Origin of the sequence: Paenibacillus sp. FSL R7-0333 (assembly GCF_038000365.1) — a bacterium.
GTDB lineage: Bacteria > Bacillota > Bacilli > Paenibacillales > Paenibacillaceae > Paenibacillus_AQ > Paenibacillus_AQ silagei.
This window is the reverse complement of record NZ_JBBOBZ010000001.1, coordinates 3,623,167-3,635,797: the sequence shown is the minus strand read 5'-3', so window position 1 is coordinate 3,635,797 and position 12,631 is coordinate 3,623,167. Positions and strand designations below refer to the sequence as shown.

The following is a 12,631-nucleotide window of genomic DNA, read 5'->3' as shown; positions in this document are numbered from 1 at the left end:
ACCTCTCCTTTGCTTCTATATTATCACGGTTTCCCCGTAACAACTCAGGTTGGAATGCCTTTTAACCTTTAACCGATCCCAAGAGCACACCTTTGGTAAAATGCTTTTGCATAAACGGGTAGACGATCAAAATCGGAACCGTAGTCACGACAACTGCAGCCATTTGCACAGCGAACGTACTAACCGTGCCGGAATTGGCAAGCGAATCCGCACTTTGTGTGGCGACGTTAAGCAGGATGTTGCGCAAGATCACTTGAAGCGGCATTAGGCCCGAATCATTGATATACACAATCGCATCGAAGTAACTGTTCCAATGCCCGACTGCGTAAAACAAAGAAATTGTGGACAGGACGGGCAGTGACAGGGGTAAAATGATCCGCCATAACGACTGAAGCTCACTTGCACCGTCCACCCTCGCGGATTCCTCGATTTCTGCGGGCAATTGCTCGAAAAACCCTTTGATGATGACCAGATTAAAGGCACTAATAAGCTGTGGAATGATCAGTACCCACGGGCTGTTCAGCAATCCCAGAGAGCGGACTAATAAATATGTCGGAATTAATCCTCCCCCAAACATCATGGTGAAGACAATGAAGAGCAGGAACGGGCTTCGTCCCGGCAAATATTTTTTGGATAAGGGGTAAGCCGCGATTACCGTAAAAAACACATTCAGCGCAGTGCCTGCAATCGTCCGAAACAAGGTGATTTTATACGCCTGCCCGATCCCGTGAGAAATGAATACTTCTTTGTAGGCTAGAAAGGTAAAGGTCTCTGGTATAATCACAATTCCTCTTCTTAACACTTCTGATTCCGGGGTCACTGAAACAGCAACCACATAGAGAAAGGGCAGTAAGCACATCAAGGACAGCAAAATCAGAATAAAATAAACGACGGCTTGCCAGACTTTTTCCCCGGTTGTCAAATTGATCATTTGGATCACCCCCTCACCAGATTTGCCCATCGAATTTTTTGGCCAGCTTATTGGCCGCGAGCACTAAACCAAATCCGATGACCGCTTTAAACAATCCCACAGCCGTAGCCAGGCCAATCTTCAGCCGCTCAAGCCCTTCACGGTAGACCCATGTGTCAATAATGTCGATCTTCTCCTGATTAAAGCTGTTGGCAAACATGAATATCTGGTCAAAACCGGCATCCAGAATATGGCTTAATTTGAGGATCAGCATCAGAATCATAACTCCCCGGATGCCGGGAAGGGTTACATGCCATAGCTGTCTCCATTTGGAGGCGCCATCCATTCGTGCTGCTTCATATAGACTGGGATCGATGCCTGCTAATGCGGCAAGGTACAATATCGCTCCCCAGCCAATATCCTTCCATATTTCAGATAAGATAATCAGCAGCCGGCCCCAGGCAGGTTCTGTCAGGAATGAGATGGGTTCAACTCCAGCCTCCTTCAAAATCATGTTGAACAGCCCATCCCCCGGGGCCAATAACGCCACCATCATTCCATACACAATGACCCATGACAGAAAATGGGGCAAATAAGTGATCGTTTGTACGATTTTCTTAAACCATTGGGTATACACTTCATTCAGCAGCAAAGCCAGAAGGACCGGAGCCGAGAAGCCGAACAACAGCTTATACAGCGATATGATAATCGTGTTTCTCATGATGTCCCAGAAATAAACGCCGTTCATAAAATCTGTGAAATTTCTAAATCCCACCCATGGGCTGTCCCATAGCCCCAAAGCCAGGTTATAGTTCTTAAAAGCAATAATGATTCCCGCCATAGGAATGTATTTGAATACGGCAAAATACACTAACGCCGGGAACAGGAGAGCGTACATCACTTTATACTTTTTTATCGTTCTTATCCATGAGTTCCGCTTTTGGGGTAGGGGCATGGCGTCCGCTGCCAATTTCGCTTGCATATCATCACCTCGTCTCTATTTATAGTTGTATAGTAGCACCCCCTGCCCGGATAAATTTCTGTGATTTCTAGAATTTCTTATAAGATATTAATCTGAATTGTGAATGGAGGCTTTACGAAAAAAACCTCAGGACGCTAGGATCGCGTTCCTGAGGGTTCAGCCATTGTATATTATTTCAGGCTAAATCTGCTGCATGAGTACCTTGAGACAAGCGGAAATGCACTGATAAAATAAACGACAGTGAGCGAGGCGACGGTGAGAGCTAGTATCCAGGGAGCCGGGCGCAGCAAGAATGCTGCAAGGAAACCAATCGAACCCAGACTGTTTAGCAATGTAAACCAGGGGTTACCCGTAGTCATATCCGTGGTGTAAGGCTGGAGGAGATAATACAGCAGTAAATGATGTACCGTGAAAATCACCGCCAGCGCCAGCGTTAATAGCCATATTGGAAGAAGGATCGGATGGAACCTCCCTTCCGCGACGATCAGGATAAATACACTCAGAACAGCCGCCAAGCTCCCTCCAATCAGTATATTTCTGCCCAGCAGCCAGCGGAGGCGCAAGCGGAAATGCTGAAGCGCATCCTTCCGGTAAAAGGAATACCGCATCAGCGGCAGGTCACAGTGGCGAAACAGTGCTCTGCACAATTGATTGCCCATCGTCAATTGAAACATCGCCAGAATGATAAAAGATACATACCGTTCCAGCTGTGTTACATTCAGATGCTCCGTATAAAACAGCGCGGAAAGCGCTAAGAGAACGCCGATTACGCTAATGATTACTAACCTTTTATGAAAAGGTGCGGCTACAAGTCCCCTATGCCGTTTAACAAACACAGAATGCAAATAGGCGTACCCCCTCTTGTCTTGAGCAGGAAGAACCCCGCTATTGTCTGTGCGGTCCGTCTGTACACTTTTTTGTTGAAGATCCATCAGCATACGTTCCATGTTTAGCAGCGGATCATCGAAGCTGGTCACCGCTCTTACCGCATCCGTGTAATTCGTTCTGCGCAGCAGTATATATCCGGCGGCCAGGCCGCTGAGCAGCAGCAATACCAGAAGCAGCGGTTGACCAAGGACTGCGGCGCCGAACAGTGACACATCAATCAACCCTGTGAATGGCAGATAAGCCGCAGCAAGTGTGATCAGCATGACCAGTGAGACAAGCCCTGTCTTCTTCACCAGTATGATTTTGACATACCGGAAAAGTCTCAAATGCAGCAGTTCACATAAGATCCTCCACATCGTCACAGCCCCAACCAGCAAGAGTGCCTGCTGTGCCGAGATGCCTAAAGTACTGGCAGTCACCATCATGGCAATCCATTGGTACACCAGTAAGGTTGCATACCGGTTAACCAGTACAGCTCGCATATACCTTGTAGGCGCAACCCGCATCAGCCGGACGATAGTGTATTTCATTTTACTGGATTCCAGTACCTTCGCACTTGATACCCCTGCCAGTAAGACACTCATGCAGAAATACATATGCATAAACAAAGCAAGCCGTTCATCCGCCGTAGAGTTGTCTGTCCACAGAGCAATAGGCAGCGCAAGCAGCACTCCAAAATAGAGAAAGCTCTCGGCTAAACCGCCCATAAGGATCAGAACAACGGCGGCAACACCCGCCCTCCGCTTGGCCTGTGCAGCCGCATACGCCCGGTCTGTAATCATCCTCCCGATTAGAGGCAGACGCTGGGCATAAAAGATCAGCTTGTTGACAAAGATTGCAATCTGCAGCTGCCAGATGCGGATCATGGTATTAATTATCTCCGGCATCGGCATCCTCCTCCCCGCTCCCGGACTCGTCTGCGTCAACTTCACTCAATAGTTCAATCACCTGCTGCTCAAAATCCGGCTGTTTCAGCACCTCTGCTGATACGCACGTTAGCTTGCCTCTATGAAGTACCACCAGCTCATCGCATAAATCGGCAGCCAGCTGCAAGATATGCGTGGAGAAGATCAGCACATGCTCGTCTTTCATTTCCCGCAGCAGCTTCTTCATCTCTAAGGCCACGATGACATCTAACGAAGTCAGCGGTTCATCCAGCAGAATGACCGGGGGCTTCATTAGCAGGAAAAGCAGCATTTGCAGTTTATTCTTCATTCCATGCGAGTAATGCTTAATCAGCTTATGGCGGTCACTCTCCTCAATAGACATCAAATCGAATAGCGCGTCTATATCGTCTCCCCGGTCTGCAATCGCTGCTTGATTCACATCAATATAAAAACGGATAAACTCATATCCGGTTAGAAATTCCGGCAAAATGGGCAGTGCATAGACATAACCGACATCCTCAGGCTGCAAATCACGGCTGGAATGGCCTTGTACCAGCTTCATGCTTCCGCGATCCGCCTGCATTTCCCCGCCTAAGCAATTGAACAATGTCGTTTTCCCGGCCCCGTTGCGGCCAAGCAGACCGTAAATCTTCCCCTGCTCAAACACAAAATCCGCACCTGACAGTACATGCTTATCGCCGAAATCTTTCTCTAAATTCTCTACCACTAGCTCCATCCTCTTATGTTTTAGCCTCAGATTATCCTTTGTGATCTTTAACACACACCTTTTTATATTTTTAGTTAAGGATAACACCGGCTATTGGAGGGTGGGGGGGAGAGAACTCTTTTAAATAACTTTTCACAAATGAATGATCAAATGGAATCCGCATTAGCTTGGATAGCCTCATGCTCTTCCAGCAGCTGCTTCAGCTTTTGACGTTGGCGTTTTTCCCGTTGGCGGCGCTCTTTGTCCTCCTCCGTGAGCGCTTTAAGCAGAGAGAAGCACATGCCGATCAGGACAATGGCAAAAGGCAGCGCAGCTACAATGGAAGCGGTCTGAAGGCCGCCCAAGCCACCGCTAATCAGCAGCACAACAGCGATGGAGGATTGCAGAATACCCCAGGTTAATTTCACTCTTGCACTTGGATTCAGCTTGCCGTCTGACGTCAGCATGCCCAGTACAAAGGTAGCCGAATCGGCTGATGTAATGAAGAAGATCATAATCAGGATCGTAGCTATTAACGATACTATGGTGCCTAAGGGCAATTGCTCCAGCATGACGAAAAGGGCGGTGGTCGTGTCTCCTTTAACGGCTTCAGCCAGCTGGACACCATCGAAGAGCTCCATTTGCATGCCCGTTCCCCCAAATACCGAAAACCAGATAAAACCGAACAGACTCGGTATAATCAGCACACAAATGACAAACTCTTTAATGGTTCGTCCCTTGGATACCCTCGCAATGAACGTACCGACAAAGGGTGCCCAGGCAATCCACCAGGCCCAATAGAATAAGGTCCACGCCCCGACCCAGGTTCCCTTGGAAAAAGGCGTTAACCTCAAGCTCATATTGACGATGTTTTGCAGATAACTGCCTAATGTGGTGGTAAAGGTATCAAAGATAAACGAGGTCGGACCCGTCATCCATACGAACAGCATTAAAAGAACGGCGATCACCAGGTTGGTGTTGCTGAGGATTTTGATTCCCTTGTCCAGACCGCTGGTAGCGGAGATGAGGAACAGCACGGTCACAACCGCAATAATTGCAATCTGAGCGGCTACGGTGTTCGGAAGTCCGAATAAATAATGCAGACCTCCGTTAATCTGCAGAGCCCCGAGACCCAGCGAAGTCGCTACTCCAAAAATCGTGGCAATCACCGCCAAAATATCGATGGCCTTGCCCAGCCAGCCGGATACCAGCCTCTCCCCGAGTAGAGGGATAAAAGCAGAGCTGATCAAGCCTTTGTACCCTTTGCGGAACTGGAAATAAGCAAGTGTCAATCCGATGACGGCATAGATGGCCCATGGGTGCAGTCCCCAATGGAAAAAAGAATAGCGCATGGAGATCCGTGCTGCTTCTGTCGTCCCTCCTGTTACGCCCTCCGGCGGAGATAAATAATGGGACAGCGGTTCAGCGACACCCCAGTAGACCAGCCCGATCCCCATTCCTGCGCTGAATAGCATCGACAGCCAGGAGACTGTGGAATATTCCGGTTCATCGTCATCGTCTCCCAGCCGGATACTGCCAAACCTGCTGAAGGCTAAATAGAAGGTGAAGATCAAGAAAAACAGAGTCGCCAGCAAATAGAACCAGCCGAAATTATGGATGGAGAAAGTGTACGCGGCATTAGCGGTACTGGCCATCTGGTCAGGCGCCACAGCTCCCCATATTGCAAAAATCGCTACGATGGTAATTGAAATGATAAAAACCATATATGAACCTCCATGAGTAGTGTATGTATACAATAATAAACAAAAAAACCCTCAGGAACGCATGGAAGGCTTCCTGAGGGTCCATCCATTGTACTTTTCTGTCAGGGTCCTGCTCAGTTCTGTCTGTTCTCCACCGATTTCATACGGTTCTGGTCGTCAGGCACCCGGTCATGACTGAATTCCTGACCTGCTTCTACTTCCCCATCTTCGGATACAGCCCGGGCAAAGCTAGTGAACTGTCTCTTCTCCTCGTCCTGCTCATGCTTCAGCTTCAAAAGCTCCTTCGGGTCCTGAGTTGTCATCACGCTAACCTCCTGAGAAATCTATTCATGCTGTTGATCTGCACTATAGAAGTTTTTCCATACTATGGGGGTGCTTATGCACGAAGATTGGAGAATGCGCTTTAGTCCTTAACTTTTATGAGCACTCCATCCCTATTCTCATAGACTCTGCTTTCATTTATTTCGATCTTGTTCATGATCTCTTCTTCCAGGTTAATCCCCAGGATCTCCGACAGTCCAATCAGGTAGATGGCAACATCCGCTAATTCTTCACCGAGGCCATCTTTCTTCTTCCGGTAGGCCTCGTAGGCTTCAGACAGTTCCCCGTGGGTCAGACAGAATTCCTGATAAATATCTGTGACATTGAACCCCTTCTCAAGCTTATTCTGATATACTCTCTTCTGGAGTTGTGCTAAATCAATCATTGTGATCACTCCTATCTTCTGTCTTATTGAACTAACTTATTGAACCGATCCTATATGCTTGCGTAAATGCACTAGCGACATGGGCTTAATCCGCTGGGCTTCGGCGATATTCTCATACAATAGGTGGCTCTTGCCTGCCTGGGCAAACGACTCACGTAAGGCTGCGATCCTTCCTTTTTTGAGATCAAGGAACTGGAAGTCGATCTGCTTCAGATGCTTCATTGCGGTCAAAGGCTCTAACTCCTTCGCGGTCACGGCTGCTGAAATCTCTCTTAGCTGTAACATTTCAAGCTGCGTTGCGGTCCATAAAGGATCTATATCCTCCAGGGATTTCATCTGATCGAGTTCAAGCTGTATGAGCCCCGGCATATTCGAAAAGTCACACAAAGCCTCTAGCTTCGGCAAGGATAAGTTCAGGTATGTAAGATTGCTCATGGACTCCAGGGCATCCACCTTCGTTAAGTTGCGGATAGCCGCCAGACTCAGCATGGGGACGGTAGAATCTGCAAGCGCATCCATTGATCCTTTCAAGATGGAGTCGTGAATGAAGAGGCACAGCAGGTTCGGTAACCGGCGGACAAATTCCAGCTCATGAATCGTAGTCCGCAAGATTAAGGTGTCCAGGCTGGAAGCTTCGCCAATCGGCGTTAAGTCATGAAATTTCCCATGGACCGAGAGATATTGCAGCTGCTTGAAGCTTGTGAGAAAGCTTAGGTCAATCGGCTTTTTTGCCGAAATGGATAAAAACTGCAGCCGCGCTAACTTGCCAAGCACACTCAGATCCACACTATGAAACAGATTCAACTCTAAGGCTGTGATGTGTTGTAATTCAGATAGGGTCTGTAGCAGTTCCTCCGGATAGCGCACTTTCCTGTCCACTTGGCTAATTGACAAGACCAGATCCGGGCGTTCGGCAAATACATGCTGATCTAATTCCTGCAGATCCTGGAGCTTGTCCACATCGATGACATACGAAATAAGCGCCCGCTGTCTGAGCTCCTTCACCGCTTGATCCATTTTACCTTTTGTCCAAGGTGCTCCATTCATTGAGCTAGCCCATACTCCCATTCCCGTAAACCCCCGTCCCTTCGGATATAAAAAGTCCCGCCTGTTTGTGGCAGACGGGATTTTGACTAAGCATGCTTATTGAGCGGCAGCCTTATAGCTTACGCACCACGTAGATGAGATTCATTCCACAATCAAGCGTGCCAGGTAATTTGGTGAACGCAATTTCTTGTTCGACAATCAGCTTCCAGAATTCCTGATCAGCCCGGGCGTTCTCTAAGGCAGCATCTCCAGCTTGCGTATATAGTCCGGCAGAGCTTCTCTCCAGAATATTAACCGGAAACTGGGCAAATAAAGCATCCAGTTCAGAGCTTCTCATCATATGGACGTAATGCTTGCTGGGAACTGGATAATGATCTTCGTCCTGAACCCCTGTATTCATGAGCCATCTTGTAGCATCGATCCCGAACTGGTCCTTCTCATAGCGGATGCCTTCGAGATAATACATGGAAGCGCCGATGAAGCTCATCGACCCGACAATCACTAGGCCGCTCGGCTTAAGTACTCTTAGCAGCTCCCGGATACCATCCGCCTCTCTGTCCAAGAGATAGTTGATGACACCGCCAATACATACTACTGAGTCAAAAGAAGCATCTGCAAATACGCTCATATCCAGCACATCAAGCACATGGAACGCCTTGATTCTGTCCACCAGGGACAGCTCTTGCATTTTGGACTTGTTGAATTCAATCTGATGGCTGGACAGATCAGCGACGGTCAACTCAGAACACATGGTAGCCAGATCTTTGGTGTACCTGCCTGAACCTGCACCAATCTCCAACACTTGGTCCCCAGGCTTGATATAGCGCTGTAGAATGTCCAGATGCACCTGATACAAAAGCTCGCCGGGACCATCCTTCTCCAGCCGTGTCCATTCACGGTCGCCATAGTTGTCGTACCGGGTTCTCGGGATTTCGGGGTTGTAGCTCATGAAAGCCTCTCCTCTTCATATGAAATTTGAACATTGGAGTAATATCGCTAATGTCGCTAATGTCGCTAATATCGCCTGCACTCATACAACCACCTCCTCCTTGGAATCCGTCTGCACTTATTATACTAAGCCTCGGCTTATTTGACATCCTAAATTTTCCAAACTAAAGTTTCCAAACAAAAGTTCCTCAGTGTGGGACTACCGTGACTCCTGAGAAGTTTTGGGCTTGAGGTCCTCTTTCGTCTAAATTTTCTGCTTCTCCACCATCTTGTAATACATTCCCTGTTGGACCAGTAATTCGGCTGGGCTGCCCTGCTCAACAATTCTTCCCTTATCCACGACCAGGATGACATCTGCATTCTTCACGGTGGACAGCCGGTGTGCAATCACTAGGATCGTCTGCTTCCCCTTCAGGCTCAGCAAGGTGTCGTTCAAGTCACTCTCTGTCAAGGCGTCCAGAGCTGAGGTATATTCATCCAGCATCAGAATCCGGGGTTCACTCATGAAGGCCCTGGCTAATAGAATCCGCTGGATCTCGCCGCCGGAGAGATTGTCTCCATGGTTCTCCACCTGCTTGTCATATTGCTCAGGCATGGTTAGAACAAATGGGTCCACATGGGCAAGCTCAACAGCAGTGCTGAATTTCTGCCATGTCTCTTCATTCATGTCTTCCTTCTGCAATGGATAAATAATGTTGTCGAGAATGGACTTGTTCCATAACACTCCCTTTTGCGGGGAATAGCCGACATATCGTCTTAGTTCATGAATGTCCAGTTCTTGGATCGGAACGCCGTCCAGGCAGATCTCCCCTTCATCCGGCTCTATGAACCTGTGAATCAGCTCGAATATCGTAGATTTCCCTGAGCCGCTTAATCCAACAATCCCAATGAAAGTTCCGGGCTGAACATCCAGATTAAATTCTGTGATACCAAAAGAATCTGCCAAAGCGTAACGGTACGAGACATTCCTCATCTGCAGGAGGGGGACACGGTAATAGTCGGGAGCTGTTGCTCCCGATGAAATTTTCTCCAGTTCAAGGATGTCATTCAGGTTATTAATAATAACCGTCATGCGGCTCCTATCGATGTTCAGCGTAAACAGCGACTTGAAAATCTGATACAGTCTTGGAAGAATCACAATGAAGGCCAACAATGTGCCTGGTGAGATGTGGCCTTTTAGAATCAGGAACAGACTATAGCCGTAAATGATGCCCGTAATGATGGAAATGACCGTATCCGCGACCAGGTTCAAGACCACATGATGAAATAGCCTAGACTGCCGGGATATCTTCCACGCCTCGTCATTCCACTCCCTCCAGCGCTTCTGCTCCGCCTGATGTCCGTTACACCTGTGGACCGCCTTCAGATTCGTGAAGAAATCATTCAAATAGTTGATGCCCTTATCCAAAATGCCATGATACTGCTTATCCAGGCGCTCCGTCTTGCTCCTGAAACGCTTGAAGCCATACATACATAGAGGGAATGAGAGGATGGCCGCGAGTGTAAGCTCGGTACTCATCGAGAACATGATCCACAGGGTCGCGATCAGCAGAATAGCATTCGAGACCATGGCCATCAGGGTGTCTACCACGAAAATTTCACACAGCATCCCTACCTGCAGGGTGATCCGGTTAATGATTTCCCCCTTGCCGATACTGTCCACATCTCTTGGCCGGGTCTGGAGTACATCTGAGAACAGCCGCAGGCGCAGATTCTTGGATAAATGGTTGCCAAGCTCATTATTGTAATAAGAGGTGACGCTGTTCAAGGCGGCGTAAATTACGGGAATTAGAATGAGCAGGAGCATATAGAATGCAGCCATCCCGATCTGCTTGTCTGGCAGGATGTCGTCGAATAGGTCTTTGAACAGGAGGGGCTGAAGAGTCGAGACGAATGCGGCTACTATATTGAAGAATAGAATCATAGCAAGGATACCCTTACTATTAGACAGTATCTCCTTAATCAGCGTACGGGTCGGATTCATAAGCCCGCAGAACCTCCTTCAAAGGGCGCAGCTTATGTAATCATAACGGATCGGGATGATGGAATTAACCTGCCTAATAATAGTAAATTACCTTACATATTATAGAATTACTGTCGGTTTACGGTCTCCAAAAAGCCAGCGTCCATAAGGGTTCGCTGGCTTCTCAGTTCTTGTATGCATTACTTTCCTTCCTCCGCCCGCCAAATTCCGGCCGCTGTAGACGAGAAGCCGCACTTCTCATAGAACTCCTTATGTTCACGGCTAAAGGTCAGGGTAACAATTTCCAATCCGCGTAAGGTGGATTCAGTTAATAGTTTTTTTACGAGCTGCTGTCCTACTCCGCGCCTCTGATACTCTGGATGGATGATAATGTCCTCGATATACCCGTGCTCCAGGCCGGTTCCGGCAACGTAGCCAAAGGCAATGAGTCTGCCTGCGGGATCTCTGGCTCCCGCCCAGAAATTGCACCGCTGAAACAGGGCGGGATAGTCAGAATCTCTTCTTGCCCAGCCCACGGCTTCTCTTAGACCAGGCACTTCCTCCGCTCGAATATCCAGGTTGATTTCAATCATTTTCCAGGTACAACACCTTTGCTTTTTTGTCGTAGGCAATCAGTTCCGCGTACCGGCCCCAGTCAATCAGGATATCCAGTTGAAGTGCGGCTTCTTCCGCCTCAAAATGCTTTTCGAAAATCTCCACGAAAAAGGCTCCTTCCATTTTATTATTTGATTTCGATTGCAGAATCCAGATGATTTTCTCCATGATGGGAACATGCTCCAGCACCTGGTCTTTAAAAATTTCCTTCCGGGAGAGAACACTTGCATTGGCAAACTGGCGTCCTGGCTCTGTCAACTCGATATCTCCATGCAGAACCGTTGCAAATTGCAGCATTTCCACCGCCTCGACGATGGGCAGGAAATCTTCCAGTTTCAGACTTAATTGATCGGCCAGCTTGTACAAGTCCACTTGTTGACCCAGATCGTCAATCAGTTCAATGAAGCCTGTGAGGGCGCCTGCCGGAACCGGTGGTATTTTCTCGATGGTGTTTTGCTTTTCTTCGGCCGGACCGGCAGGCTTCACTTCCCTTTGGGTCAGTATGGAGTAGATTTGGTCCACAAGCGATGTGAACTGCAGATCTTGTTTATCCCTCCAGTGCGCCATGGGAATGGGAATATCGGAGATTACACGGGCAGGGTCCCTGGAGAGGACGATGGCCCGGTCCGACATATAGACGGCTTCCTCAATACTGTGGGTGACCATAATGATGCATTTGGTAGGGATTTGCTTCTCCGTCCATAATTCCAACAGGTCGCGCTTCAAGTTCTCTGCGGTCAATACGTCAAGGGCGGAGAACGGCTCATCCATCAGGAGAATATCCGGCTCCATGACGAGCGCCCGGCCGATACCGACACGCTGGCGCATCCCTCCGGACAATTCTTTGGGGTACGCTCCTTCAAATCCGTCAAGCCCAATCATATCGATGACCGAGAGGGCTTTACGCATTTTGTCGGCTTCGCGCAGCGGTTTGTTCTCCAGCCCCAGCTTCACATTCTCCAGGACTGTAAGCCAAGGAAACAATGCAAATGATTGGAATACCATTCCCACACCCGGATTGGTACCGGCAATCTCCCGTCCATTATAGAGCACCGTGCCCTGTGAAGGAGGGACAAGACCTGCTATGATGCGCAGAAGAGTCGATTTCCCTGAACCTGAAGGTCCCAGGATGGATACCAGCTCGCCCTCCTTAATCTTGATATTAATATCCTCCATAATACTCACATTTGCCTGCTTCGGCTGATCATAACGTTTGGTGATTTGCTTTAATTCAATCAATACTTTGGTCATGTTC

At 48.4% G+C, this 12,631-nt stretch carries 12 protein-coding genes; all 12 read right to left on the bottom strand.

Annotated elements, in window-relative coordinates; translation table 11 throughout:
* Nucleotides 1–61: 61 nt before the first annotated feature.
* The 12 genes from MKY86_RS15070 to MKY86_RS15015 all read right to left on the bottom strand — a co-directional run bounded on the left by MKY86_RS15070 (nucleotide 62) and on the right by MKY86_RS15015 (nucleotide 12,627).
* Nucleotides 62–931, bottom strand: coding sequence for a carbohydrate ABC transporter permease (locus tag MKY86_RS15070; RefSeq protein ID WP_076075216.1), 870 nt, complete (start codon nucleotides 929–931; stop codon nucleotides 62–64).
* Nucleotides 932–944: 13 nt separating this feature from the next.
* Nucleotides 945–1,892, bottom strand: a complete 948-nt coding sequence (locus MKY86_RS15065) for an ABC transporter permease (RefSeq protein WP_036726841.1) — start codon at nucleotides 1,890–1,892, stop codon at nucleotides 945–947.
* Nucleotides 1,893–2,062: 170 nt separating this feature from the next.
* Nucleotides 2,063–3,667: a hypothetical protein gene (locus MKY86_RS15060; RefSeq protein WP_076075219.1), complete on the bottom strand. Its 1,605-nt coding sequence runs from the start codon at nucleotides 3,665–3,667 to the stop codon at nucleotides 2,063–2,065.
* Nucleotides 3,651–4,403, bottom strand: a complete 753-nt coding sequence (locus MKY86_RS15055) for an ABC transporter ATP-binding protein (protein ID WP_076075223.1) — start codon at nucleotides 4,401–4,403, stop codon at nucleotides 3,651–3,653. The genes MKY86_RS15060 and MKY86_RS15055 overlap by 17 nt, the downstream gene beginning before the upstream one ends.
* A 137-nt stretch (nucleotides 4,404–4,540) precedes the next feature.
* A complete protein-coding gene (locus MKY86_RS15050) occupies nucleotides 4,541–6,097 on the bottom strand; it encodes a glycine betaine uptake BCCT transporter (RefSeq protein ID WP_076075240.1) in 1,557 nt (518 codons plus the stop codon).
* A gap of 113 nt (nucleotides 6,098–6,210) precedes the next feature.
* Entirely contained in the window at nucleotides 6,211–6,399 is a 189-nt protein-coding gene (locus MKY86_RS15045; protein WP_036726849.1) for a hypothetical protein, read from the bottom strand.
* Between the two features lie 101 nt (nucleotides 6,400–6,500).
* The gene (locus tag MKY86_RS15040) at nucleotides 6,501–6,803 is read right to left on the bottom strand and encodes a MazG-like family protein (RefSeq protein WP_340827127.1); all 303 of its coding nucleotides are present in this window, start codon (nucleotides 6,801–6,803) and stop codon (nucleotides 6,501–6,503) included.
* 36 nt (nucleotides 6,804–6,839) lie between these two features.
* Nucleotides 6,840–7,850, bottom strand: a complete 1,011-nt coding sequence (locus tag MKY86_RS15035; protein ID WP_143803554.1) for a hypothetical protein — start codon at nucleotides 7,848–7,850, stop codon at nucleotides 6,840–6,842.
* A 112-nt stretch (nucleotides 7,851–7,962) separates the two neighbouring features.
* Entirely contained in the window at nucleotides 7,963–8,799 is an 837-nt protein-coding gene (locus tag MKY86_RS15030) for a class I SAM-dependent methyltransferase (RefSeq protein ID WP_076075243.1), read from the bottom strand.
* Nucleotides 8,800–9,042: 243 nt separating this feature from the next.
* On the bottom strand, nucleotides 9,043–10,782 hold the full coding sequence (locus tag MKY86_RS15025) for an ABC transporter ATP-binding protein (RefSeq protein ID WP_076075246.1): 1,740 nt from the start codon (nucleotides 10,780–10,782) through the stop codon (nucleotides 9,043–9,045).
* Between the two features lie 179 nt (nucleotides 10,783–10,961).
* The gene (locus MKY86_RS15020) at nucleotides 10,962–11,354 is read right to left on the bottom strand and encodes a GNAT family N-acetyltransferase (protein ID WP_076075249.1); all 393 of its coding nucleotides are present in this window, start codon (nucleotides 11,352–11,354) and stop codon (nucleotides 10,962–10,964) included.
* Nucleotides 11,347–12,627: an ABC transporter ATP-binding protein gene (locus MKY86_RS15015; RefSeq protein WP_076075252.1), complete on the bottom strand. Its 1,281-nt coding sequence runs from the start codon at nucleotides 12,625–12,627 to the stop codon at nucleotides 11,347–11,349. The genes MKY86_RS15020 and MKY86_RS15015 overlap by 8 nt, the downstream gene beginning before the upstream one ends.
* Nucleotides 12,628–12,631 lie beyond the last annotated feature (4 nt).

Excerpts from the sequence above, each read along its gene's own strand:
- MKY86_RS15070 (WP_076075216.1), bottom strand. The coding sequence starts at position 931 with ATGATCAATTTGACAACCGGGGAAAAAGTCTGGCAAGCCGTCGTTTAT.
- MKY86_RS15065 (WP_036726841.1), bottom strand. The coding sequence starts at position 1,892 with ATGCAAGCGAAATTGGCAGCGGACGCCATGCCCCTACCCCAAAAGCGG.
- MKY86_RS15060 (WP_076075219.1), bottom strand. The coding sequence starts at position 3,667 with ATGCCGGAGATAATTAATACCATGATCCGCATCTGGCAGCTGCAGATT.
- MKY86_RS15055 (WP_076075223.1), bottom strand. The coding sequence starts at position 4,403 with ATGGAGCTAGTGGTAGAGAATTTAGAGAAAGATTTCGGCGATAAGCAT.
- MKY86_RS15050 (WP_076075240.1), bottom strand. The coding sequence starts at position 6,097 with ATGGTTTTTATCATTTCAATTACCATCGTAGCGATTTTTGCAATATGG.
- MKY86_RS15045 (WP_036726849.1), bottom strand. The coding sequence starts at position 6,399 with ATGACAACTCAGGACCCGAAGGAGCTTTTGAAGCTGAAGCATGAGCAG.
- MKY86_RS15040 (WP_340827127.1), bottom strand. The coding sequence starts at position 6,803 with ATGATTGATTTAGCACAACTCCAGAAGAGAGTATATCAGAATAAGCTT.
- MKY86_RS15035 (WP_143803554.1), bottom strand. The coding sequence starts at position 7,850 with ATGAATGGAGCACCTTGGACAAAAGGTAAAATGGATCAAGCGGTGAAG.
- MKY86_RS15030 (WP_076075243.1), bottom strand. The coding sequence starts at position 8,799 with ATGAGCTACAACCCCGAAATCCCGAGAACCCGGTACGACAACTATGGC.
- MKY86_RS15025 (WP_076075246.1), bottom strand. The coding sequence starts at position 10,782 with ATGAATCCGACCCGTACGCTGATTAAGGAGATACTGTCTAATAGTAAG.
- MKY86_RS15020 (WP_076075249.1), bottom strand. The coding sequence starts at position 11,354 with ATGATTGAAATCAACCTGGATATTCGAGCGGAGGAAGTGCCTGGTCTA.
- MKY86_RS15015 (WP_076075252.1), bottom strand. The coding sequence starts at position 12,627 with ATGACCAAAGTATTGATTGAATTAAAGCAAATCACCAAACGTTATGAT.